Genomic DNA, 23,895 nt, shown 5'->3' on the forward strand with positions numbered 1-23,895 from the left:
ATGCTCGCTTTGGTCTCGCGCCGGGTCCGCAATTCATTCGTCCTGCTGATCCTGGCGACGCTCCTCTGCTTCACGCTGGTCGTCTCGGCGCCGGGCAATATCGCGGTGCTCATCGCGGAATTGCGCTCGCCCAATGCCAGCTTTGCCGACATCCAGAAGATCGAGGAGGAGCTCGGGCTCAACGACCCCATACCGGTGCGCTATGCCGGCTGGCTCAAGGACGCGCTCACCGGCAATCTCGGCATTTCCTACAAGACCGGTGAAGAGGTGGGGCCGGCGCTGGCGAGCCGCCTCCCGGTGACCGCCATGCTGGTAGCGGGCGGCGCCAGCGTCGCCTTGCTCTTGAGCCTCGTCTTCGGCTTCGCCGGCGCCATGTGGCCCAGGCAATGGCCGGACGTATTGGGGCGCCTTGTCGCCTTGCTCGGCGCCTCGATGCCGTCCTTCTTCGTCGGCGCGCTTCTGATCTATGGGCTCGCTGTCGAATTGCGCTTGGTACCGACCTTCGGCCTTGCCGGGCCCTCGAGCTGGATATTGCCCTGGCTCACCATCGGGCTCCTGCCGGCCGCCGTGCTGAGCCGCGTCGTGAGAGTAGGGCTCGAAGAGGCGATGGCGCGGCCCTTCGCGCTCACCGCCGTCGCCAAGGGCCTCACGCGCCGCGCCATCCTCTTCCGCGATGCGCTGCCCAATATCGCGCCCACATACATCAATGCGCTCGGCGCCCAGACCGGCGTCATGGTGGTGGGCGCCGTCGTGGTCGAGCCGCTCTTCGCCTGGCATGGCGTCGGCGACCTGTTCCTCACCGGCATCCGCTTCCGCGACTTCATGGTCGTGCAGGCCTGTCTCCTGATCTTCATCTCCTTCTTCATCCTGCTCAATCTCATGGTCGATATCGGCATGATCTTCACCGACCCCAAGCTCAGGCGGCAAGGAAGCTGACAATGAAATCCTTGCGCGATCTCCTCTCTTTCATTGCGGGCATGCCGAAGCTCGCGGTCGGCGCGGTCCTGGTCTTCGTCTTCCTCGGCGTCTTTGCCCCGTGGCTGACGCCGCATGATCCCAATGCGCAGAATCTGCTCGCGGTCAATCAGGGTCCGGCCCTTGCCCATTGGCTCGGCACCGATCATCTCGGCCGCGACACGCTGAGCCGCATCATTGCCGCGGCCCGCACCTCGGTCGTCGGCATGAGCCTCGTCCTCATCCTTGCCCTGTCGGTCGGCGTCACCATCGGTACCATCGCCGGCTATCGCCGCGGCTGGGTTGAGGAAGGTCTGATGCGCATCGTCGATGTCGGTCTCGCCATGCCGAGCCTCATCGTGGCGCTCGCCGTCATCGGCATATTCGGCACCGGCTATTGGAACATGATCCTGGCCCTGGCGCTTGCCTGGTGGCCGGGCAGCGCCCGCATCAGCCGCGCCGTCGCCGTCAATGTGATGAACCGGCCGCATATCGAGTCGCTGAAAGTGCTAGGCGCCAGTCCCTGGCGCATCTATTTCCGCCATCTCTTGCCGGCGACGCTGGGCGCCGTCCTCGTCTACGCCACCGCGGACGCAGGTGCGGTGGCGCTCGCCATCGCCACGCTGAGCTTCCTCGGCCTCGGCATCCAGCCGCCGACGCCGGAATGGGGCCAGATGCTGGTCGATGCGCTGCCCTATCTCGAATCCTCGCCGCGCCAGGTCATCCTGCCGGGCCTCGCTCTGACCGGCGTGGTGATCGGCTTCAATCTCTTAGGCGAAGCCGTGGCGCTCAACCGCGTGCCGACGCCGCTGCCGGCGAAGATCCTGCGTCTCAGACAAGCGACGGCAGCCCTCTGGGCGAAGGAGGCCGCATGAGCGCGTCCTCGCCGATCCTTGCCGTCAACGATCTCTCCATCGATCTCTTCACCCTGCATGCCGGCGTGCGTCCGGTCGACAAGGTGAGCTACTCGGTCGCCGCCGGCGAAACACTCGCCATTGTCGGCGAAAGCGGCAGCGGCAAGACGGTGCTCAATTTCTTCCCGCTGGGCCTGATGCCTTTGGGTGTCAGCGTCAGCATCACGGGCTCGATCCGTTTCGACGGCAAGGAACTCGTCGGGGCAGGGGAGGGGCTGCTGCGCAAATTGCGCGGCGGTTCGATCGGCGTGATCTTCCAGGATCCGATGAGCGCTCTCAATCCGGCGCGGACCATTTGCCGGCAGATCGCCGAGGTGGCCGAACTGCATCTCGGCCTGTCCGCCATGCAGGCGGAAGCACGCGCGCTCGATCTCCTCAAGATGGTGCGGATGTCCGATCCCGAGGCACGCCTCAGGCAGTATCCGCATGAATTGTCGGGCGGCTTGCGCCAAAGAGTCATGATCGCGATCGCCATCGCCGCCGAGCCCAAGCTCCTGATCGCGGATGAGCCGACGACGGCGCTCGATGTCACGGTGCAGGCGCAGATCATTTCCCTGCTCAGGGACCTGCAGAAGCGCTTGAACATGGCGATGGTGCTGATCACCCATGACATGGGCGTGGTGGCCGGCATCGCGGCAAGGGTTGCCGTCATGTATGCCGGACGGGTTATGGAATATGGCCCGGCCGCGACCGTGCTGACCGAACCCCGGCATCCCTATACGAGGGGACTCATCGACGCGATCCCGCGCGTCGACGACATGCCGGGCACTCCATTCCGCGGCCTGCCGGGATCGCCACCGGTGCTCAGCGCGCCGATCAAGGGTTGCGCTTTCGCATCCCGCTGCCGCCATGCGGTGGAGACGTGCCAGACGGCAAGGCCGCCGCTCGCGGCGACGAATGACCGGCATGTGCTGGCGGCCTGTCCGGTCGTGAACGGCAACAGCGAGGTGCTCTATGCCGGCTGACACAGCTTTATTGCGGGTGGAGAATCTCGTCACCCGGTTCAAGAGCGTCGAGCGCGGCAAATGGGTCAAGGCGGTCGATGACGTCAGCATCCATCTCAATGCTGGCGAGATCGTCGGGCTTGTGGGCGAATCGGGTTGCGGGAAGTCGACGCTCGGCCGCTCGATCGTCGGCCTGGAGCGGCCGCAAAGCGGACGCGTGCTGCTCGATGGCATCGATCTCGGCACACTCAGCGGAAAACATCTGCGCGAGACCCGGCGCGCCATCCAATATGTTTTCCAGGACCCTTACGCGTCGCTCAACGACCGCCAGACGATCGGCGAGGCGATTGCCGAAGCGCTCGCCATCCACGGCATCGCCGACAGGGAAGAGCAGCGCCGGCGCATCCTGCGCCTCCTCGACCAGGTGGGATTGCCCGCCATGCTGGCCGAGCGCTATCCACGCGAATTGTCGGGCGGTCAGCGCCAGCGCGTCGCCATCGCGCGCTCGCTCGCGGTCGAACCGCGCGTGCTCATCTGCGACGAGCCGGTGAGCGCGCTCGATCTCTCGGTCAGGGCTCAGGTGATGAACCTGTTCCTGAACCTGCAGAAGGAATTAGGCGTCGCCTGCCTGTTCATCGCCCATGATCTCGCTTTGGTGCGCCAGGCGGCGTCGCGCGTCTATGTCATGTATCTCGGCAAGGTCATCGAGGAGGGAAGCTCGCTCGACGTCTATACGCGGCCCGGCCATCCCTATACATCGGCTTTGCTCGCCTCGGTGCCGAGCGCCGATCCCAGGATCGAAGCCACGCGCGAGGCACCGGCGCTCAAGGGCGACATACCGAGCCCGACCAATCCGCCCTCCGGTTGCCGGTTCCGCACCCGCTGCCCGCAGGCCATGGAGATATGCGCGCGAGCTGCGCCCGAGGCCGTTGCGCTATCCGCCGGCCACAGCGCGGCCTGCGTCATCGCCGAACAGATTTACAGAGGCGAAGTGATCGCGAGGCCACGCCTGCGCGAAGCCGTTTGAACTCGATATCGTTGACGACCGGGAGGCTTGATCGTGTTTTCGAAGAATGACATCGCCGAGGCCCGCGCGCTCAAGAATGCGCCGGATGATGAGACTTATTGGAGCACGGTCAGGGCGCTGATGCAGCCCATGTATACCCACACCCAGCTCGTCAATACGCGCCGGGGGGCGGCACCCGTCCAGGTCCGCGAGCGCGTCAAGTCGCTGGTCGATCTGTCGCTCTCTTATGAGCTCGATGAATATGAGCCGTTCCGGGAGCTCAAGGAGAGCGGGTCTTCGATCCGCATCCGCCGGTCGCTTGCCGATTATTTCGGTGCCGGGGCGGATGAGATCGCGCTCACCCGCAATACCATGGAAGGCATCGCCACCATCCTCAACGGCATTCCGCTCAAGGCCGGGGACGAGGTCATTGCCACGAACTTCTGCTATGACTCAAATCTTGCCATCTTGCGCCAGCGCGCCAGGCGCGACGGCATTGTGGTGAAGCTCGCCAACCTGCCTTTTGGCCGCGGCAGCGATGAAGACGTCATCGCGGCCTTCGAAGCGCAGATCAGCGAGCGAACGCGCCTCATCACTTACCCGCATATCGTCGCGCGCACCGGCCAGGTCCTGCCGGCCGTCAAGCTGTCGAACCTGGCGCGCGCCAAAGGCATCTTCCACTTCATCGACGGGGCGCATTCGGCCGGTCATATTTCACTCGGCCTCGGGGAACTCGGCTGCGATGCTTTCGCCACCAGCCTGCATAAATGGATGTTCGGGCCGCGCGGCACGGGCTTCCTCTATGTGAGGCGCGAGCGGATCGCCGACATCTGGCCGCTGTGGGCGAGCTGGTCGAACAAGCCGGTCGATTCTATCGAGAAGTTCGAGGAGGTCGGCACGGTCTTCAAGGCCTTGCCGGCGGCCATTCCCGATGCGCTCGATTTCAATCTCGCGATCGGCCAGGAAGAAAAGTCGGCGCGGTTGCGCTATTTGCGTGAGCGTTGGGTCGCACCGCTGAGCGCCCATGAGAGAGTGAGGATCCTGACCGACATCCAGGCCAAGCCCGGTACCGGCTTCGGCGCCTTCACGGTCGATGGACTGGAGAACAAGGCCTTCACCAAGCTCCTGTTCGACGAGTTCAAGATCCACGTGCTGGCCTTCGAGATGGAGGAGGACCCATCGCTCAAAGGCATCCATGTGTCGCCTAGCCTGTCGAACAGCATCGAAGAAGTCGACCGTTTTGTCGAAGCGGCCTTCACGATCCTCGATCGTGGCTAAGCGGGAATGATATAGGGCTCGCGCGGCAGGCGGGTGAAGTATTCCGCGCCGCGCTCAGTCACGAGCAAGGTGTCTTCGGTCATGACGCCGCCCCAGCCGGGCCGGTAATAGGGCGCCTCGATGCAGAACACCATGCCGGGCTCCAGCGTGACGGCATTCGTTGCGCTGATCGTCGGATATTCATGCGACTCAATGCCGAGGCCATGGCCGACATGGTGGCGGCGGTAATCGGGAAGGCCGGCCTGGCGCACGGCGGCGACGGCGGCGTTGAAGATCGCATCGGTCGAGACGCCGGGCCTCACCAGTCTGCGCCCGGCCTCCTGGCCGGCCGACGTCGCGGCGAAGGCCAGGAGCGCATCGGCGCGAGGCTCGCCGACAAAGGCGGTGCGCGCCGTGTCCGACCAGTAGCCGTCGAGCATGCAGCCGATATCGATGCGGACAATGCCTTGGGCCTGGAGCCGCTTCGCCGTCGGATAGGCGTCGGCAAAGGCGCTCCTTTCGCCGGCGGTGACGACGATGAAGCCGGGCAGGGCGCCTCGAGTGACGATCTCCGACGACATGATCGCGGCGAGCTCTGCCTCGCTCATGCCGGCCTTAGCTTCAGCAAGCGCCCGGGCCAGGGCATCCTCGGTCAGCGCCGATACCTTGCGCATGAGATCGATCTCGAGTGAGTGCTTGATGGCACGCGAGCGGCGGAAGGTGCCAGATCCATCCTGCAGTGCGAGGGTGCCAGGCAGCGCGGAGATTTCCGGCAGGCGATCATAAAACAGATGGCGCTTGCCCGGGGCAAGCCGCACGATGGCGGCGGCGAGCGCCTCGCCATATGTGCCGAACTCGGTGGCGCCGCGCGTCTTGTCGTGCTCACCGAAGAAGAATGTGCCGTAGGTGAAATAATCGGGACCATCACCCATCACCTCCCTGGCTGCCCATAGATCGGCCTTGGGGCCAATGACGATGCTGTGCGTGGAGTCGAAGATCACGGCCATGCGCATGTGCCGGTCCGTGTCGTAACCCATGCTCTTGTAGCCGCTGCAATAGAAGACATGCTCGGGGACGGTGGCGAGGACCATGAGATCCGAGGCGCCGAGGAGATCGACCAGCCGTTTGCGGTTACGGCGCGCGAGCTCGCTCATGGCAGTGAATCGAGCGGATTGAACTCGCCGACAAACTCATTGCGGTCGCCGGGATAGAGGAGCTTGACCCATGTCACGGGCAGCGCGTCGGCCCAGGTGCGGCGGCGCGAGACCAGCAAGGGCGCATGGGGCGGGATCTGCAATTGCCGGGCCTGCTCGGGCGTGGCGGTCTCGGCGGTGATCGAATGGCGCAGGCGCGTACAGGGCAGGCGGGCGAGGAGCCAGATATTCGGCGTCTCCGCCTCGAAATCGGCATGGACGGCATCCGGCGCCGCGTCGAGGTTAATGAATCTCTCCTCGAGGACCTCGGCCTTACCGAAGCCGCGATGGACGGCCTGCACATGCAGGATCGGCGTACCGGGCGGTACTTCCGGCCAGGCGGCGGTCTTGGGGCCGGCAACGAGGCGCGTCGTGCGCAGCACCTGGTAGCTGTATTCCTTGCCCTTCGCCTCGATCTCCTTGCGGATGTCGAGAAATCCGATGACCGCATGCGAGTCCGTCGTCTGGGCGACGAGCGTGCCTTGCTTGCGCCGGCGTTCGAGAAGCCCCGCCTCGGTGAGCTTGGAAAGCGCCTTGTTGACGGTCGCCCGTGTCGTCGAGAACCATTTGAGCAGGGTGTGCTCGGGCGGGATGCGGTGGCCGGGCGGCCAGCGCCCGCTCATGATTTCGCCACGCACGGCGCGCTCGATCTGCTTGTAGATGGGGCCGTTGCCGTCAAGCGCGACCGTCTGATCGGGCTTTTTCTTGGGACGCTTGTTCAGCATTCGAATTTCCGGATCGATGCGCTTTTCGGTTTATTGTCTACACATAAAACACCCCGCGTTCAACGCCAGAATGCAGCGGCGTGGCACGGCTTCTTTACATGATAAACCGATCGGTTTAGTCTGAGACAAATGGTTTAAAAGGAGAGACGTCATGGCGGCACTGGTGCCACCCTTCACGCATGAGACCGCGACCGCCAAGGTGCGCATGGCGGAAGACGGCTGGAACAGCCGCGATCCGCAGCGTGTGGCGCTGGTATATACCGAGGACAGCCGCTGGCGGAACCGCGCCGAATTCCCGGTCGGCAGGCAGGAGATCATCGAATTCCTGACCCGCAAATGGAACAAGGAACTGGACTACCGGCTGATCAAGGAATTGTGGACCTTCGCCGGCAACCGCATCGCGGTGCGCTTCGCCTATGAATGGCATGACGACAGCGGTCATTGGTTCCGCTCCTATGGCAATGAGAATTGGGAGTTCGACGAGGCCGGCCTGATGCAGCGCCGCTTCGCCTCGATCAACGACATGCCGATCACGGAAGCCCAACGGAAATTCCGCTGGCCCTTGGGACGGCGGCCCGACGACCATCCGGGCCTCTCCGATCTCGGCCTCTAGCAATGCCATGACCCGCACCGTCTTCGAAAAGAGCGATGTCGTCCCGCTGGTGGCCGAGGTGTTCCGTGAGCTCGGCTTCGAAGGTGCGTCGATGAACAGCATCACCGAGCGCACCAGACTGTCGAAAGGCAGCCTCTATCATTTCTTTCCCGGCGGGAAGGACGAGATGGCGGCCGAGATCCTGGCCCACGTGCATGACTGGTTCGTCGCCAAGGTCTTCGAACCCTTGGAGAGAGACGAGCCGCGCAGGGCGATCAAATCCATGTGGCAGGCGGTCGACGACTATTTCCGTTCCGGCCGGCGCATCTGCCTCATCGGCGCCTTTGCGCTCGATGAGACGCGCGACCGTTTCGCCCGGCCGATCCGCGCCTATTTCAAGCGCTGGATCGAATCTTTGGAAGATGCGTTGAGGCGCGGCGGCGTCGCCCCGGCAACGGCCAGGACACTGGCGGAAGAAGCGGTGATCGGCATCCAGGGCGCCCTCACGCTTGCGCGTGCGCTCAATGACAAGGCGATATTCGGCCGGACCTTGCGGCAGCTCGAGGAACGTGTGGAGCGGTCGCTCGCTGTCGCACAAAGATCAGCGAACCAAGCGGCTGTCCCATAAGATGCCAAGCAGCCTCTTGAGCTCGGCGAAACGCTTAGGTCCGAGCTCCCGGCTCCATTCGCGCTCGATGTCCGCAAGGATGTCCACCATCTTCCTGAAGGCGGCGCGGCCTCGCTTGGTGAAGCGGACGATCCGCGCACCGCGTTCATCCGGCACGGTGGATCGGGTGACATATCCAAGGCCCTCGAGCGTCTTGAGAAGCTGGTTCATGGCCTGCTTGCTCATGCCGGCGCGCTCGGCAAGGATGCCGGGCCGAACGCCGTCCGGACCGGGATATTGCAGCACGGCCATGTGGGGGAGACTAAGGTCTTCAAAACCGGCGGCCTTGAGATCGTTGATGAGCTTGCGATGAATTGCCTGGGCCGGCACCCTGAGCAAGGCGCCGATCAGGGGCGGCTTGCCGGGCGGGCCTTCCTCGGATTGCGGTATTGACATTCGGCGTAAATTCCATTTACTCTGCGTCGGTAAATTGAATTTACCACATGGGAGGGCGGAATGCCACAGCCAGCGGCGCAAGCCCGCATAAACCCCGCGGACGAGACCATCGGCTCACCTGGGCTCACCGTGCGCTTCCTGCTCACGGGCGGCGAATCGAACGGCAGCATCGCCGCCTTCGAGCTGGTCGTCGCCGCCGCGCAGCGACTGCCGGCGCCGGCGCACAGCCACGATCACTACGAAGAAACCATCTATGGGCTTGAGGGAATCCTGACCTGGACGGTCGACGGAAACCAACTCGATGTGGGGCCCGGCCAGGCTCTATGCATTCCGCGCGGCGCGGTTCATCGCTTCGACAACAATGGCAGCACGGATGCGAAGGTCTTGTGCGTGATCACGCCGGCAGCGATCGGCCCCAACTATTTCCGCGAGGTTTTTGCGCTGCTCACCGCGGCGGCCGGTGGTCCTCCCGATCGCGCCAAGATGTTCGAGATCATGCGCCGGCACGGCCTGACGCCGGTGCTGCCCAAGGGGCCATGAGTTCAAACACAGCGCGCCGTCGGTGAGGATTGTCTCCGGTCGCCGGCTTTGGGCGTGTTCACATCAGCTTGAGGCTTCTGAAGCTTGCATGGCCGTTGCGGCCGATGGATCTGCGGCGCTAAGGCGCCGCCTCGTCTTGGATCACTGCGATCGCTTCTACCTCAATCAAGTATTCCGGGTATGCAAGTGTTTCCACGCCTATGAGCACGTCTGTTGGATGATAGTCTCCAAACACCGCCCGGCGGCCCGGATCAATCATCGCCAGATATTCACGCTTGTAGTTTGCCACATAGATGCCGAGCCTGGTTACGTCCTGTGGCTGCGCACCAGCTGCGCGCAGGGCCAAACTCAAATTTGCGAAAGCCTGGGCCGCTTGTTTCGCCATGTCGCCTTGACCAACAAGCTTGCCGCTCGGGTCTTCCGGGTATTGTCCGGCAATGAACACCATTCGGCTCCCGCGAGCGATTATGACATGGGTATAGTTATTGGGGGCATCTATTCCTTCAGGATTGATGCATAAGTGTGCCAATGTTCTCTCCTCTTTGAAATACCGGGCTCACTCCCGCCGGGTGATAAACTCCTCAACTATCTGCCGATACCGTTTGCCGTCGAAACTGGGATAATGTCCGGCATGACATGTTTGAACAGGCAAGTGGCGTATTCGCTCGCAAGACGCCAAATAGTGATCATGATTTGAGCTGTACCAGCTGGTTCGCCCAATTCCACGAGAGCCGTCATGGACGGCATCGCCGCTGAACAGAATCTGGTCCCGATGATCGTACAGCATGATTGAACCTGGCGAATGCCCAGGCACGTGGATCACCTCGAACGCCCGATCACCGAGATCGACGACATCTCCATCTTCCAGCAGTTTTGTCGGTGCTGCGGGAGCGATCTTATGGTTTTTGATCTCCAGGGGTTCAATAGGAACGGCAATCATCGCCGGCACCGCGTATGGCTCATAGATTGTGTTGGCCCCTGTGGGGTTCGCCAGTACGGAGGCTTCAGCGGAGTGGGCGTAACGACATTCAAATTCGTGATTGCACCCAATGTGATCACAGTGACTGTGGCTCGAAACCGTCACGACATTCCGGCTGACGTCTTCGCCGATAAAGCGGCGCAGGGAAACAAATCCAAACCCTGTGTCGAAAAGCAAATTTCTGTCGCGTCCTCGCACGAACCACATATTGCAACCATGGCCCTCGTCTATGTACGATTCACGGATTTTCCATATGTTTTCATCCACGCGATCCGAGCAGTACCATTCTTGACTTGTGAACTGAGAGAAAAGCCGAAACATAAGAAGCCGCTCCGCGATCAAAAATCTTGTGCCTTAGATTTGCGAGATGAACTTGGTGGACAAATAGGCGTCGATCCCCTCTGTGCCTCCTTCCGACCCGATGCCGGAATCCCTGACGCCGCCAAACGGTGTTTCCGGAAGGCTCAAGCCCAGGTGATTGATCGATACCATCCCGCTTTCGACTGCCATTCCCACGGCGGCTGCCGTCTTTGCCGAGCTTGTATAGGCATAAGCGGCTAGACCGTAGGGAAGCCGATTTGCCTCTTGAATAGCGTCATCGAATGTCCGGAAGGGCCTGACAAAGGCGACAGGCCCGAAAGGCTCCTCATTCATTGCCCTAGCGTCATTCGAGGGGTTCGCAATCACCGTGGGTTCGTAGAAATAGCCGTGGTTGCCTATCCGCTTGCCACCGGTTTTGATCTCACCGCCGGATTTCACCGCATCGGACACAAAAGCATCAATGGCTTCCAAGCGACGTTTGTTTGCCAGCGGACCCATCATTGTGCCGCTGGTCAGTCCATCGCCGACTTGAATAGTCGCTGCCTTCTCGGCCAATCTTTCAACGAATGTTTCGAATATGGATTCCTGGATCAAGAACCGGGTAGGCGAGATGCACACTTGCCCCGCATTCTTGAACTTTGCCGAACTCAAACCATTCACCGCCGCATCGAGATCAGCGTCGGAAAAAACGATCGCCGGCGCGTGTCCCCCAAGCTCCATGGTGGCACGCTTCATATGCAGTCCTGCCAACGAGGCGAGCTGCTTTCCCACGATGGTTGAGCCCGTAAACGAGACCTTTTGAATGAGCGGATGTGAAATCAGATACTGTGAGATTTGCGCCGGGTTGCCAAACACCAGGTTGATCACTCCTGCAGGAATGCCCGCCTCGATGAATGCGCGTAGAAGTTCCGATGGGGAGGCCGGTGTTTCCTCAGGCGCCTTGACGATGATCGAGCATCCAGCCGCCAAGGCCGCAGACATTTTGCAGACGATTTGGATTATGGGGAAATTCCAGGGCGTGAAGGCTGCAACAGGTCCGACCGGCTCACGAACCGTGAACTGATGAATGCCTTCGCCGCGGGAGGGGATAACACGGCCATAGGTGCGCGTTGCCTCCTCAGCGAACCAGTCATTTGTCTCTGCCGCCGTCCAAACTTCGTTGAGAGCTTCATGGAGCGGCTTTCCCTGCTCGATTGAAATCAGCCGGGCGATCTTACCTTCACGTTCACGAAGAAGGGCAGAAGCGCGGAGCATTATCTTCGCTCGTTCGAGCGCAGGTATTTTTCGCCACATCAAGAAGCCGCGATGGGCTGCAGCGACGGCTTCTTCAAGATCGCCCTCACTCGCCTTGGCGACTGTTCCAACCACTTCTTCGCTAGCAGGGTTGATCACCGCAATGGTCTCGCTGGCCGATCCGGGGCGCCAGCTGCCGTCAATGTGTAACAGCGAGTCCTGGTACATTTGAAATCCCTCTGATCAAGCTGGCACGCGATGAGTGTGCATCAAGCATGTGAGATACCCCGTATGAGGTCGGCACCTTTTTCGGCGATCATGAGTGTAGACGCATATGTATTTGCGGATGGCATGGTGGGCATCACAGATGCATCTACGATGCGTAGCCCGGCGAGCCCATGTACCCTGAGCTCCGGATCGACGACCGCTAGTGTATTGCTTCGCGGCCCCATGCTGCAGGCTCCCACGAAGTGATAGCCGGTATTGCCGGTGCGCCGCGCAAAGTCCAACAGCGCTTCATCGCTTTGAACAGGTTTCCCTGGTTCTTCCTCGCTCTCCACGAAAGGAGCAAGTGGTTTTGCCGCCAGGAACGTGCGAGCCAACCGAAGTGCTGTGACTACAACTGTCTGATCTGCAGAAGCCGAGAGGTAGTTTGGTTGAATAGAAGGAGGCACAGTTGGATCAGGCGAGGCGACTGATATGTGCCCAGAGCTTTCAGGCCGGTGCTGACTGAACCCGCATGTCACGGCGGGAAAATCGTCCAGAACGTAGACATGACCTGGCTTGTAGCTGCCAGGCGTAAAAATATATTGGAGATCCGGCCTGTCGACCGAGACGTGCGATTTGCAAAACGCATAAACGACAGATGGACTGAGGGAGAGGATGTTCGGTACGCCCGCCAGCCATTTCAATATCTCAACGCCGAGCCGCCATCCTTTTGCTTGTTGGTTCAGGGAGAGAACATCCTTCTTCATCCGTTGGTTGATGTGAATAAAGTAGTGATCGCGAAAATTCCGACCTACGCCGGGTAGATGATGTCGGGTATCAATGCCGGCTTTTGAGAGCATGGCCCCGTCACCAATGCCGGCGAGCTGCATGATGCGCGTGGTGTTGATCGTGCCGGCGCAGAGGACGACCTCGCGGCGGCAACGCACCAGCGTGCGGAGGGATGGATTGCCGCCCTTCAAGTACGAGACACCTGAGACCCGGCCGTTTTCGACGAGAAGGTCGCACACTTGAGCGAAGGGGAGAATCTCGACGTTTTGACGTTTGAGCGCCGGGTGAAGGAAACCTGTAGCGGCCGAGACCCGAAAACGGCCGTCAATCATGCGCTGGAAGTAGCCCACACCCGCTTGCGCCGCGCCGTTGTAATCCGGATTGCGCGGAATACCGGTGGATTCCACGCTCTCGATAAAGGCTTCACAAAGCTCGTTCTTCCAATTGGGATCACTTACAGTGATATTTCCTTGGCGTCCGTGATAGCGCGCGTCACCAGGACCAATGCGTCGCTCCGATCGACGAAAATAGGGAAGGACGTCCTCGTACCCCCAACCTGAATTGCCCATCCGAGCCCACTCGTCAAAGTCGGCGGCCTGTCCACGGTTGTAAACGAGACCATTGAGCGAGCTCGAGCCTCCGTAAACCCGCCCTTGGGGAAGTGGGATTGCTCTTCCTCCGCTGCCTGGACTTGGCTCGGATTTGAACGGCCAAGTCAAGTGCGGGTTGGTGAGTGTCTTGACATATCCTGCAGGGATATGAAGGAAGATATTGCGATCTGGTCCACCAGCTTCGAGCACAAGAATATTCGACTTGCCATCGGCACTAAGACGATTGACGATCACCGAACCGGCACTGCCGGCACCCACCACGATGTAGTCGAAAATGTCTTCCTGCGTTTTTGCCATTGCATCATTCGTATAATAGTTATTCGGATCAGTCGTGAACGAGCCGATGAATCATTTTGGCAACGGAGTGACAGCGCCGGGTAGGGGAACAACGACTACAGGTCCATCAACGGAAAACTCGTCTGACAAACCGGGCTTATTGGGTAGCTGGACTTGGAAGGGAACATCTCCCTCGAGCGTTACATATGCAACGGATCGCGATCCGAGATAAACCAAGCGCTCAATACGGCCTCTCAGTCCATCGCCCTCGTGATCTTTCGCGGATTGAGTGAGACTCAAATGCTCCGGCCTCGCGAAAACTTGGCATTGCTCGCCCTCGCGAGCGGCCGGATGAGGAATGGTTTCGAGCTTGATCTTCCCCGAAGGCCCACAGTCGAGATACCAAGCCTTGGCCCTGTCATCGTGATGCAGAGTTCCTTCGATCCGATTGCAGCGACCCATGAAGTCGGCGACAAATAACGAAGATGGGCTACTGTAGACCCGCTTTGGTGTGCCGATTTGCTCAACTTTGCCGCCATTCATGATCACGATGCGATCTGACATGGCGAGAGCTTCTTCCTGGTCGTGGGTGACGAGGACCGTGGCAATGCCGAGACGAAGCTGAAGCTCGCGAACTTCTTCCTGCATTCTACCGCGGAGCTTTGCGTCAAGATTGGAGAATGCTTCGTCGAGCAACAACATCGAAGCGCCGCCGGCGAGAACGCGTGCGATAGCGACTCGTTGCTGTTGGCCGCCCGACAACTCATTCGGCCGGCGGTCTTCATAGCCCTCGAGTTTAACGAGACTCAAGGCCCAGCGGACTTTATCCGCGATCACGCTGCTTGTCTCGCGACGCATTCTTGGGCCGAAGCCCACATTCCCTCGGACCGTCATGTGAGGGAAAAGGGCGTAGCTTTGAAATAGCATACCGACGTCGCGCCTGTATGACGGCACTTCGGTTATGTCCTTGCCGCCCAAAATGACCCGACCTTCATCAGGGGCGATAAAACCTGCGATCATTCGGAGCGTGGTCGTTTTCCCGCAACCCGACGGGCCCAGCAGCGAAACGAACTCTCCCGGCCAGACGTCGAGAGAAACATCGTCGACGACATTCATCTGCCCGAAGGACTTGGATATGCCGCGCAATTCCAAGACAGGCTTTTCGTCAACTCGGGCAATTTTTTGGCCGGATTTCTTCATTTCAACAACGCTCATTTGGATACCGACACCACTCGACCGAGTGCTTGCAGGCGATTGATCATCAGCAGAACGCACAGTGTAATCAGAAGAACGCAGGTGGACAGGGCTGCAGCACCTGGGTCGATGTAGTATTCTATGTATGAATATAGCCAGGGAGGAAGCGGGTTCATCTCGCCTGAGAACAAGAAGAACGTCACTGTGAAATTAGAAAATGACGTTAGCCAGGCGAAAATTGCACCGGCCAGCACACCACCTCGAATGCTCGGCAACGTGATGTGGATGAACGTTGCGACCCGATTTGCTCCAAGATTCATCGCCGCGTCTTCCAGGCTCCGATCAAGAGTCTCGAGGCTTGCGGTCACCGTGATAACCACGCACGGCAAAGTGATGATCAAATGCCCAAGCAGCAATCGCAGCCATGTCGGAACGCCGCCAATGGCACTAAACCATAGAACCAAGCCGATGCCGGTCACGATTTGGGGAAAGAGCAGCGGGAGCAGGAAGAGTTGCCGCAATATTTGCGTGCCGGGTACTTTCGCCCGCTGCAGCGCATATGCACCCAGGGTCCCGGCAATGACTGCGCCGACGGTGCTCGCTACACCCAGCCAAAGGCTGGTGAACACGGCGTCCACCAAGCCTGGTTTCATTGCTGGTGCGTTTCGCAGAAGATCCAGCAGCGCACCATACCACTTGAGCGAAAAGCCGTCGGGCGGAATGCGCACGATTTGGCCGCTATTGAACGAGGCAAACACAATCACCGCCAGCGGAGCTTCAAGATAAACGAAGAATCCCGTGACATAGGTCAGAAGGAGCCCATTTCTGGTCAAGCGCAACTTCATGCGACGCGCCTTCCCTTTGAAAGCACCCATCCGTAAATCGCCAGCAGAATGAGAACGAGCCCCACCAGGACAACGGATTGCGCAGAGCCTTGCGGCCAATTGAGTGTCGTAAGCATTGTTTGTTGCATCAGGGTAGTCATGACGCTGACATTGCCCCCACCAAGGACCAGCGGTGCCACAAACGCACTGGCCGAGAGGGCGAACACCAGCAGAGTGCCCGCAATGAGTCCCGGTCGGCTCAGCGGCAAGGTGACATGAAAGAAGGCGCGCGCAGGTGAAGCACCGAGATTCATCGCTGCGTCGTTCAAGGCCGGGTTGATCCTCTCCAAAACCGCCGCCAATGGCAGGATCATGAAGGGGATATTTTCATGGATCATCTCCAGCACCACGGCGAGTTCTGTGTAAATCAACCTTTTCGGCACGGTCCAGACCCCGGCCGCCGTCATCAAGCTATTGACCGGTCCGTTAGGCCCCAAAATCACCATCCAACCATACGCCCGGATGAGGACATCGGTCAGCATAGGGGTAACGAGGAGAAACATGAGCAAGCCCCGATAGCGGCCGGTCCGAGAAATAGCGACCGCAACGGGATAGCCGATGAAAAGGCATGCCACCGTGACCGTCAGGCTAATTCTCAGTGTTGTGATCAGTGCCTTGATCTGCGCAGGATCGGTGAAGATGTAAAAATAGTTCTTCAACGTCCAGGCAGGCACCATCGTCAGCATGGGATCCCAGTCATTGAAACTGTTGCGAACCAACATAAAACAAGCGCCGACTAGCGGTGCGACAACGAGTATCCCTGGAGTAAACAGGGCGAGCGCAAGCCAGTCAGTCTGAAGACGCGTTTTCAATGGCGTGGGATCCCATGTATGGTCGTTAGCGTCAGCTGAAAAAGATCTTGTTCCAGTTTTCCACGATCTCCGGCCGCTTGTTGACCAGTTCGAGACGTGGCACCTGGATAGCCTTCGCAAGCTGTTCGGGGGTATGGACCACGTAAGGTGCGGCGGAATCGGAAACGACCGTCTTTTGATTGGTCGGACCGTACCAAACGTCTGTGGCAAAGCCGGCCTGCGCGTCGGGCGAAAGAGCCTGATTGATGAAGGCGTGGGCCAGATCGCGGTCGCCTTTCGATCCCTTCACGAGCACAGCCGCGCCCGTAATGGCGAAATAGCCCTCCTTCAAGTCTGTGGTCACGCCAATGTCCGAACTGCCGGACATGTATGGCTTGAAATACGTAGGAATATCGACCGCTACGGTTGCCTGACCCGCCTGCAGGACCTGAGCATCGAGCGCTCGGTTTTCGATGAAGGAGAAAATCTGAGGCTTCAGGGCCTTCAATCTCGGCCAGGCGGGATCGAGATTCTCAAGGCTTCCGCCGCCGAGCTGCGCAGCCATGACGGTCAGAAGCAGAGCCTGGGTATCGGTGATCGCGGGCACAAGCACTTTGCCCTGATAGGCAGGGGACCAGAGGTCGTCCCAAGACGCCGGCGCCGGACCCTTCGTATTGTGCAAGATCGTGGTGATGTAGGTCCAGAACCCGATGCCAAATCCGCCATCGAGGATGAAGGCCGGATAGACATCCTTGGCATTCGGCACTTTTGACAGATCGATTTTGTCAAGCAGTCCCTGTCGGTTGAGGGCGAAGACGCCCACGTCGTCAAGGAACGCGACATCGATCTGCGGGTCATTCTTTTGAGCCGTGACCTTGGCGATCGACGCTGAGGTCACGCCTTCTTCAACCACCACCTTGGCGCCGGTTGCCTTCATAAACGGATCGACAATGTATTTTTGGATCGCAAGCCCGTCACTGCCGCCCCAGAATTGGACGCGCAGGGTTTGGCCATCGAAAGAGGCGGCTTGTGCCTTGAAAGTGCCGGCCATCGCAGCAGCGGCGGTAGTCGCGAGAAATGTTCTTCTAGAAACCATAGTTCCCTCCTGTCTTGGGTTCCAGCCCGTTAATAGACATCTGCTTATCAGACAAGTTATGAATTTGTAAAGAGGCAGGGTTGCTATGGCTACGAAATTTCCCCCGGAAGTTCGCGTAAGTCGAACTAAGTCTTTGCGCAGAATTTATATAACTAGTTGTTATAAAATTATATTATGGACTATCGCTCGCCAGAGGCAGGGAACCTCACCGAAGAAGGAGACCGCAGGTCCAACCAACGGTGGTTTCCAATTTCAGAACTTCTCACTTTACATTGTGCCAATATGTCTGATAAGCAGATAACAATTTCACGGCGTTGCTTTTGGTGTTCATTCCATTTGACACGGCGTGACAGCAGCGGTTTCCCCGCTTTAGATTCGCTCGGCGCAGCGCATCTGGGTGGTTTTAACGAGGAGGACTTTCCGTGGGTCGATCAAGGCAATCTGGGCCCTTGCCGGAGGGAGAACGTCACTTGGAAAGCAGTGATGGCGTTGGGCCTCAGCCGACGCGCTTTAAGCCCCCCTCGCGCACGTCAATGAGTCAAAACGTGCTCGATCAAATTTTGACGGAGATTCGAGAAGGTCGGCTCAAGCCAGGGGAGCGACTGCCATCGGAGCGACTGCTGATGGAAGCCTTCTCCGTCGGCCGTTCGACTGTGAGAGAGGCAGTGCGCGGGTTGGTCACTCTCGGACTGGTTACCAACCGCCAAGGTGTGGGAGCGGTTGTGAGCACGCAGGTCTCCAGTCCTTTTGCCTCCATTCGGCGCAGTGTCGATGTCGATCAACTCAACAGGCGGGCTCTACTCGATCTTTTTGACGTTCGAGAAGCGCTTGAAACGAAGGCGGCAGAATTTGCAGCGCGGCGCGCCACGGCTGAAGATCTCGCAGAGCTGCAGCTGCAGCACAAGGCCGTTGAACGCGAGGTGCGAGCTGGCCGGGTCTATTTTCAGCAGAATGCCTTGTTCCACAAGGCTATCGCAACGGCTGCGCATAATCCCGTCTTGGCTGAATCGATCAATCTCGTGGTCGTGCAAGTCCGAGAATATCGAGAAAGGATGATGCGAGAGACGCCGCTAATGCCGCAACGCGACGTGAAGGAGCATCTCGCTATTCTTTCAGCAATAGAACGCCGTGATCCGGACGCAGCACGTGAGGCAATGGCCGCCCACATTCGCAGCTCGGCCCGCGTCATTGAAAGTCACGGCGACCCGGAACGCAGCTAAGAACCACCACTGAACAAGGAGTATTGTCGCGCTCTCACCGGCGAACGACCTTCCTTGAGCATTTTTTGAAACGAGGAAGCAATTGAGATGTTTTCCACAGGCCAAATGGAATGGCGGCTTCGGTGTCAAACTTGCCGCACGGCTTATGTCGTCGGCCCGATGGTGCGCGGCTGCCCGGAATGCGCCACACATGGCAAAATAGGTTTGCTTGAGCTGGTGCGTAACTCTGCGCTCAATTCAGATGGTTTTGCAAAGCGCGTTGGACGAGGGCTCGATCGCTGGCTTGATTTTTTGCCGGTTCAGGACAAAGGCACATTTCTGTCGCTGGGCGCAGGTGGAACGGCATTGATTCCTTCCCGCATCATCGGCAAGCGGCTGGGAATTCCCCACCTCTATTTCAAGCTTGAGCAGCAGAACCCAACAGCGTCGTTCAAGGATCGCTTCGTGGCGATGTCGGCGAACGCGGCTCGGTCATTCGGCTTTCGCAAGATCGTAGTCTCGTCGACGGGAAATCTCGCCATTTCAGTTGCAGCTTATGCCGCGGCCCTCGAAATGGAGAGCATGGTGATCGTGCCGCACGGAACGCCGGCTGGGATTCTGGCGGAGGCGAGTTTCTACAACGCGCGTATTGCCGTTACCGAGCGAGAACTACGCTTTGCTGCACTTGAGACGACTGCGCGACGGGCGGATTGGTTTCCGATTGGCCTGTTCTTGGCAAAACCCGTTCAGAACGCTTTCGGCGTGGAGGGCTATCGCTCATTCGCTTATGAAGTTGTTGAACAGCTCGGAGAAGCCCCCGGTGCGATGCTATTCCCATGCGCGCGAGGAAACGGGCTCTATGGCGCATTCAAGGGCTTCCTGGATTGTCGAGATGCGGGTGTCATAGCAGCTCTTCCTCGACTCGTAGCCACTCAGCCGGAGAGAGCCAACTCCATCGAAGTTTCCCTTGCACGGGGGGCCAACAGCGCCGTTGAATTGCCTCCATTTCAAAGCGCGGCGAAATCTACCTCCGAAACGGTCAGCAGCGATGACGCCTTGGACGCAATCCGAACATCCGCGGGATTTGGCCTATCCGCCAGTGAAGAAGAAATCCACAATGCGGCATCCTCGCTCGCCGAGGAAGGCCTCAACGTTGAAACCAGCTCGGCGCTGCCGGTAGCGTGCTTGCCCAAGCTCTGCAAGGCTGATGGATTTGACCGTGATCGGCCGGTGGTCTGTGTTCTGACGGCTGGCGGACAGCGGTGGATGGTCCAGACCAAGCACGCATTGCCACGGGTATTCGAAGCAGCGACAATTGCCGATTTCGAGAAATTGCTCGACGCAAAGTGAGCACGTGGTGAGTCGGAGAAGCCATAAAGGGATGAGTTATGAGCGCGTTTGACTTTGAAGTCGTCGAATATGAGAACCGTCTTGAAGCGGCTCAAAGGCTTATGCGACGCGACCGTCTCGATGCCATTCTGATTACCAGCGAAGATCACTTCAGGTATTTCACTGGATTTAACAGCCCAACTTGGGTGAACCTGACGAGACCGCGATACGCAGTCTTGCCATTTCAGGGCGAAATCATTCTTATCATTCCGACCAGCAATACCGAGATCGCGTTGCGCACCTCTTGGGTTCGGGACGTTCGCACTTGGATTTCGCCGCAGCCAAATGATGATGGGATTTCCTTGCTTCGCGATGCGATAAGAAGCGTACCCAGCCGTTATGGTCGTGTGGGCGCTGAACTTGGTCCCGAAAGTCGTCTCACCATGCCGGTTGGCGACTTTCTCCGATTAGGGCGGGAAGTAACGACCACCGAATTGGTCGACGGATATCCCTTGCTGCGCGAATTGCTGATGCGGAAGTCAGCGGCTGAAGTGGCAAAAATCCAGGCAATTGGTCAGATTGCGTCTTCTGCCTACGAAACGCTCCCAGATCGGTTGCGGGCCGGAATGAGCATACGCGAGGCATGCACGGCATTCCGCCATGAATTGCTGAAGCGCGGCGCTGAAACCTCTCCTTATGTGATTGGAGTGGCAGAATGCCTTGGTTATCCCTGCATCAACCTGGAACCATCAACCAAAAGGATCTCCGAAGGCGACGTGCTTGTAATCGACACTGGAAGCACGCGACACGGCTACTTCTGTGATTTCAATCGAGAGTACGCATTCGGACCTCTCAATGAGAAGCTCCGGCGGATTTATGAGATCGTATGGAATGCAACGGAGGTCGGCATCAAGGCGACTGAACCTGGGCGCACGATGGGGGACATTTGGCAGCAAATGTCGAATTCGATGCGGCAAGCTTCAGAGGCAATCGGCCTGCCCTTTGAGTCGTTCGAGCTTGGACGCATGGGGCATGGTCTTGGGTTACGCATGTGCGAAACCCCGTCTATCGCGCCTGGCGTGGCTACAGTCGTTGAGCCTGGAATGGTTCTGACGATCGAACCCAGCATGGCCTATCACATCGACGTCGATGGCGAGACCCGCAGATACGTGTCCGTGCATGAAGAAAACATTGCCGTTGGCGCGAATGGGGTGAGTTTGCTGAACCGTCGCGCGCCTCGTGAAATGCCAGTAATTGGGTGAACTGCGTATGTCGAGAAATGCAAATTCGAACTCGCTTCAGATGATGGCGGGCCACGTCGATCAAGACCGGCTCTGGCAACGGCACCTCGACATGGCGAGTATCGGGGCTACTGCGCTGGGCGGCGTACATAGGCTTCCATTTAGCAAAGAGGACGCGGAATCTCGGCGGTTGTTCCTCTCCTGGGCCAGTGCCCGCGGATTTGGAGCAGAAATGGACGATTTTGGAAACATCTTCGTGCGCCGGGACGGGACAGAAAGGACCTTGGACCCGGTCGTCAGCGGTTCTCATAGCGACACCCAACCAAACGGCGGGCGATTCGACGGCATCTACGGGGTGCTGGCGGCATTCGAAGCGCTCGAGGCAATTGACGATGCAGGAATTGCGACACGACGCCCGATCGAAGCCGTGATTTGGACAGCAGAGGAGGCCGATGCTCAATTCGGCGTTGGATGTCTTGGGTCTCAAGCCTACGCGAACCCTTCCAAGTTGCCGAAGCTGATGGAGATCAGAAACAACCGGAACATTCCGGTGAAGCAAGCGCTCGCGGAGTTGATGGAAGACCATCCCCGCGTCGGTCATCGGGCATTCAAATCGCCTATCGCTTACTATGTCGAAGCTCATATCGAGCAGGGTCCGGAACTCGAAGCGCGCGACAAGACCATTGGCATCGTCACCGCGATACAAGGTCACCGAAGCTTCAAGGTCCAAGTGACCGGGGAAGCGGGGCATGCCGGCAACACACCTGAGCGGCTCAGAAAAGACGCGTTGGTTGCCGCGATGCAGATTTTCAGCGAATTGCGGAAGGTCTTCCACGACCCGAGCGATGTCATTCGCTTTACGGTTGGTGAGATGGATGTGGTTCCAAACGCGATGGCGGTTATCCCGGGATCCGCTACATTTACGATCGATTTTCGGCACCCCGAGCCGGAAGCTTTGAAATTGCTGGGTGATAAAATCGCGGTAGTTGCACGCGATAACGCAGGCCCATGTGATGTCAAGGTAAGTGAACTTCGCAACACGAGCCCAGTGGCTTTTAAAGGGATTGTGCCCGAGACGATCTTGAAGGCCGTGGAAAACCTTGACTACTCATATATGTATCTTCCATCAGGAGCAGGGCACGATGCGCGGTATATCGCGGAGATGTGCCCGGCGGGAATGATATTCATCCCCTGTTGGCACGGCGTAAGCCACAACGAAGCAGAGAGTGCCACGCTCTATGATATGACCGCTGGAACTCGCGTTCTTGCGCGCACTCTCGTCGAATTGGCCAATCTGTAGGAATATTGAAACTCGACCGGTAGGAGATCATTTAATGTCGCTCGAACTCATAAACCCAGAAGATCTGCCAATTCCAGAGATGTACACGCAGGTTGTCCTCGCGACGGGATCCAAGCTGGTATTCGTCTCTGGTCAGCAGCCCGAAGACATACACGGCAAGCTCGTTGGGCATGGTGATTTTGCCGCGCAAGCGCGCCTGGCATTCGGCAATCTCGGCCGAGCGCTCAATGCGGCGGGTGCACGGCCTGAGCAAGTTTGCAAGATCACAATCTATATTGTCGATTATAAGCGCGATGAGCACGTTCCGATCATCGAAGAAGCGCAGATTTCGCTGTTTGGAGATCACAAACCGGCGAATGTGGTGGTCGGGGTAGCGATAATGTCTCCAGGCTACCTGATCGAAGTTGACGCAGTCGCGGTGATCGATTGACCATACATTTGCCGCTCGGCGCCCGGCTCCCTTGACCCGTCACATCAGCTTGAGGCTTCGAAAGCTCGCATGGCCGTTGCGGCCGATGATGATGTGGTCGTGGATCTTGATGGAGAGCTTGTCGCCGGCCTCGATCAGGCGGCGGGTCATGTCGATATCGGCGGTCGAGGGTGTGGGATCGCCGGAAGGGTGGTTGTGCACGAGGATGACGGCGCTCGCGGCGAGCTCGAGCGCGCGCTTGATCACTTCCCGCGGATAGACCGGCGTGTGATCGACCGTGCCTTCGCCTTGCACCTCATCGGCGATGAGGCCGTTCTTCTTGTCGAGGAACAGGATGCGGAACTGCTCGCGATCGGCGAAGGCCATCGCGGCGCGGCAATAATCGAGGACGGCGTTCCACGAGGTGAGCAAACTGCGCGGCCTGATCTCGGCCTTGGCGAGGCGCAGGCCCGAAGCATGGACGAGCTTGAGCTCGGTGACGACCGCTTCGCCGATGCCCGACACTTCCTTCAGTCTTTCGGGCGATGCGCTCAGCACCCCGGCGAAGCTGCCGAAACGGGCGATGAGCGCCTTGGCGAGCGGCTTCGTGTCCCGGCGCGGAATGGCGCGGAAGAGGAGGAGCTCGAGAAGCTCGTAATCGGGGAGGGCCTCGGCGCCGCTCGTCCGGAAGCGCTGGCGCAGGCGCTCGCGGTGACCCAGATGATGGGGCTTCCCGAGCTTCTCAGCCTTCGCGGGCATAGCTTCATCGGGACGACCGCCGGCATCGCGCGGCGCAACGCTCCAGGGCAATTCGACGATCTCAGGCCTGGTGCGGCTGCGCCCTATGT

The 23,895-nt window shown here is 59.2% G+C and carries 25 protein-coding genes; 13 read left to right on the top strand and 12 right to left on the bottom strand.

The annotated features are described in order from the left end of the window. From DS839_RS01725 to DS839_RS01745, 5 genes are read left to right on the top strand one after another with little or no spacing between them, the layout of a single operon-like run. Nucleotides 1-936: an ABC transporter permease gene (locus DS839_RS01725; RefSeq protein WP_119268542.1), complete on the top strand. Its 936-nt coding sequence runs from the start codon at nucleotides 1-3 to the stop codon at nucleotides 934-936. A gap of 2 nt (nucleotides 937-938) precedes the next feature. After that, nucleotides 939-1,829, top strand: coding sequence for an ABC transporter permease (locus DS839_RS01730; protein ID WP_119268543.1), 891 nt, complete (start codon nucleotides 939-941; stop codon nucleotides 1,827-1,829). Further along, nucleotides 1,826-2,833 (top strand): ABC transporter ATP-binding protein, encoded by a 1,008-nt coding sequence (locus DS839_RS01735; RefSeq protein ID WP_119268544.1) that lies wholly within the window; start codon nucleotides 1,826-1,828, stop codon nucleotides 2,831-2,833. The genes DS839_RS01730 and DS839_RS01735 overlap by 4 nt, the downstream gene beginning before the upstream one ends. Next, entirely contained in the window at nucleotides 2,823-3,839 is a 1,017-nt protein-coding gene (locus tag DS839_RS01740; protein WP_119268545.1) for an ABC transporter ATP-binding protein, read from the top strand. Before DS839_RS01735 ends, DS839_RS01740 begins: the two co-directional genes overlap by 11 nt. Before the next feature lie 33 nt (nucleotides 3,840-3,872). Continuing rightward, on the top strand, nucleotides 3,873-5,096 hold the full coding sequence (locus tag DS839_RS01745) for an aminotransferase class V-fold PLP-dependent enzyme (protein ID WP_162918224.1): 1,224 nt from the start codon (nucleotides 3,873-3,875) through the stop codon (nucleotides 5,094-5,096). Here DS839_RS01745 and DS839_RS01750 read toward each other — a convergent pair. Both DS839_RS01750 and hutC read right to left on the bottom strand, forming a co-directional pair. Continuing rightward, complete coding sequence (locus tag DS839_RS01750; RefSeq protein ID WP_119268547.1) at nucleotides 5,093-6,229, bottom strand: M24 family metallopeptidase; 1,137 nt, start codon at nucleotides 6,227-6,229, stop codon at nucleotides 5,093-5,095. The two genes, DS839_RS01745 and DS839_RS01750, sit on opposite strands and share 4 nt — an antisense overlap. Further along, nucleotides 6,226-6,993: a histidine utilization transcriptional repressor HutC gene (hutC, locus tag DS839_RS01755; RefSeq protein ID WP_119268548.1), complete on the bottom strand. Its 768-nt coding sequence runs from the start codon at nucleotides 6,991-6,993 to the stop codon at nucleotides 6,226-6,228. Before hutC ends, DS839_RS01750 begins: the two co-directional genes overlap by 4 nt. 151 nt (nucleotides 6,994-7,144) lie before the next feature. Between hutC and DS839_RS01760 the strand changes: the two genes are divergently transcribed. Both DS839_RS01760 and DS839_RS01765 read left to right on the top strand, forming a co-directional pair. Further along, nucleotides 7,145-7,606 (top strand): nuclear transport factor 2 family protein, encoded by a 462-nt coding sequence (locus DS839_RS01760; protein WP_119268549.1) that lies wholly within the window; start codon nucleotides 7,145-7,147, stop codon nucleotides 7,604-7,606. A gap of 7 nt (nucleotides 7,607-7,613) precedes the next feature. Continuing rightward, a complete protein-coding gene (locus DS839_RS01765) occupies nucleotides 7,614-8,213 on the top strand; it encodes a TetR/AcrR family transcriptional regulator (RefSeq protein ID WP_119268550.1) in 600 nt (199 codons plus the stop codon). Here DS839_RS01765 and DS839_RS01770 read toward each other — a convergent pair. Further along, nucleotides 8,187-8,648 (bottom strand): MarR family winged helix-turn-helix transcriptional regulator, encoded by a 462-nt coding sequence (locus tag DS839_RS01770; protein ID WP_119268551.1) that lies wholly within the window; start codon nucleotides 8,646-8,648, stop codon nucleotides 8,187-8,189. The genes DS839_RS01765 and DS839_RS01770 overlap by 27 nt on opposite strands. 60 nt (nucleotides 8,649-8,708) lie before the next feature. On the opposite strand from DS839_RS01770, the gene DS839_RS01775 reads away from it, so the two are divergent. Beyond that, nucleotides 8,709-9,188: a cupin domain-containing protein gene (locus DS839_RS01775; RefSeq protein ID WP_119268552.1), complete on the top strand. Its 480-nt coding sequence runs from the start codon at nucleotides 8,709-8,711 to the stop codon at nucleotides 9,186-9,188. Between the two features lie 118 nt (nucleotides 9,189-9,306). Here the strand turns inward: DS839_RS01775 and DS839_RS01780 are convergent, their stop codons facing one another. Genes DS839_RS01780 through DS839_RS01815 form a run of 8 tightly spaced genes read right to left on the bottom strand, consistent with a single transcriptional unit; the run spans nucleotide 9,307 to nucleotide 17,569 of the window. Further along, nucleotides 9,307-9,717 carry a RidA family protein gene (locus DS839_RS01780; protein ID WP_119268553.1) on the bottom strand — a complete coding sequence of 137 codons (411 nt, stop codon included), beginning with the start codon at nucleotides 9,715-9,717 and terminating at the stop codon, nucleotides 9,307-9,309. 27 nt (nucleotides 9,718-9,744) lie between these two features. Continuing rightward, nucleotides 9,745-10,488, bottom strand: coding sequence for an MBL fold metallo-hydrolase (locus tag DS839_RS01785; RefSeq protein ID WP_119268554.1), 744 nt, complete (start codon nucleotides 10,486-10,488; stop codon nucleotides 9,745-9,747). A 33-nt stretch (nucleotides 10,489-10,521) separates the two neighbouring features. Beyond that, on the bottom strand, nucleotides 10,522-11,949 hold the full coding sequence (locus DS839_RS01790; RefSeq protein WP_119268555.1) for an NAD-dependent succinate-semialdehyde dehydrogenase: 1,428 nt from the start codon (nucleotides 11,947-11,949) through the stop codon (nucleotides 10,522-10,524). Between the two features lie 41 nt (nucleotides 11,950-11,990). Then, nucleotides 11,991-13,625, bottom strand: a complete 1,635-nt coding sequence (locus DS839_RS01795) for a GMC family oxidoreductase (protein ID WP_119268556.1) — start codon at nucleotides 13,623-13,625, stop codon at nucleotides 11,991-11,993. Nucleotides 13,626-13,676: 51 nt separating this feature from the next. Beyond that, nucleotides 13,677-14,804 (bottom strand): ABC transporter ATP-binding protein, encoded by a 1,128-nt coding sequence (locus tag DS839_RS01800; RefSeq protein WP_162918225.1) that lies wholly within the window; start codon nucleotides 14,802-14,804, stop codon nucleotides 13,677-13,679. Nucleotides 14,805-14,815: 11 nt separating this feature from the next. Continuing rightward, nucleotides 14,816-15,643: an ABC transporter permease gene (locus DS839_RS01805; protein ID WP_162918226.1), complete on the bottom strand. Its 828-nt coding sequence runs from the start codon at nucleotides 15,641-15,643 to the stop codon at nucleotides 14,816-14,818. Further along, entirely contained in the window at nucleotides 15,640-16,494 is an 855-nt protein-coding gene (locus DS839_RS01810) for an ABC transporter permease (protein WP_162918227.1), read from the bottom strand. Before DS839_RS01810 ends, DS839_RS01805 begins: the two co-directional genes overlap by 4 nt. A 31-nt stretch (nucleotides 16,495-16,525) precedes the next feature. Continuing rightward, complete coding sequence (locus DS839_RS01815; RefSeq protein WP_119268560.1) at nucleotides 16,526-17,569, bottom strand: ABC transporter substrate-binding protein; 1,044 nt, start codon at nucleotides 17,567-17,569, stop codon at nucleotides 16,526-16,528. Nucleotides 17,570-18,039: 470 nt separating this feature from the next. Between DS839_RS01815 and DS839_RS01820 the strand changes: the two genes are divergently transcribed. The 5 genes from DS839_RS01820 to DS839_RS01840 all read left to right on the top strand — a co-directional run bounded on the left by DS839_RS01820 (nucleotide 18,040) and on the right by DS839_RS01840 (nucleotide 23,068). After that, complete coding sequence (locus DS839_RS01820) at nucleotides 18,040-18,789, top strand: FadR/GntR family transcriptional regulator (protein ID WP_119268561.1); 750 nt, start codon at nucleotides 18,040-18,042, stop codon at nucleotides 18,787-18,789. Nucleotides 18,790-18,876: 87 nt separating this feature from the next. Beyond that, entirely contained in the window at nucleotides 18,877-20,118 is a 1,242-nt protein-coding gene (locus tag DS839_RS01825) for a pyridoxal-phosphate dependent enzyme (RefSeq protein ID WP_119268562.1), read from the top strand. A 38-nt stretch (nucleotides 20,119-20,156) separates the two neighbouring features. Continuing rightward, nucleotides 20,157-21,359, top strand: coding sequence for a M24 family metallopeptidase (locus DS839_RS01830; RefSeq protein WP_119268563.1), 1,203 nt, complete (start codon nucleotides 20,157-20,159; stop codon nucleotides 21,357-21,359). Beyond that, nucleotides 21,352-22,638 carry a M20 family metallo-hydrolase gene (locus DS839_RS01835; RefSeq protein ID WP_162918228.1) on the top strand — a complete coding sequence of 429 codons (1,287 nt, stop codon included), beginning with the start codon at nucleotides 21,352-21,354 and terminating at the stop codon, nucleotides 22,636-22,638. Before DS839_RS01830 ends, DS839_RS01835 begins: the two co-directional genes overlap by 8 nt. Nucleotides 22,639-22,672: 34 nt before the next feature. Beyond that, nucleotides 22,673-23,068, top strand: a complete 396-nt coding sequence (locus DS839_RS01840; protein WP_119268565.1) for a RidA family protein — start codon at nucleotides 22,673-22,675, stop codon at nucleotides 23,066-23,068. 39 nt (nucleotides 23,069-23,107) lie between these two features. Here DS839_RS01840 and radC read toward each other — a convergent pair whose 3' ends face one another. Continuing rightward, complete coding sequence (gene radC, locus DS839_RS01845; RefSeq protein ID WP_119268841.1) at nucleotides 23,108-23,806, bottom strand: RadC family protein; 699 nt, start codon at nucleotides 23,804-23,806, stop codon at nucleotides 23,108-23,110. Nucleotides 23,807-23,895 lie beyond the last annotated feature (89 nt).

It is taken from the genome of Taklimakanibacter deserti, from assembly GCA_003574785.1.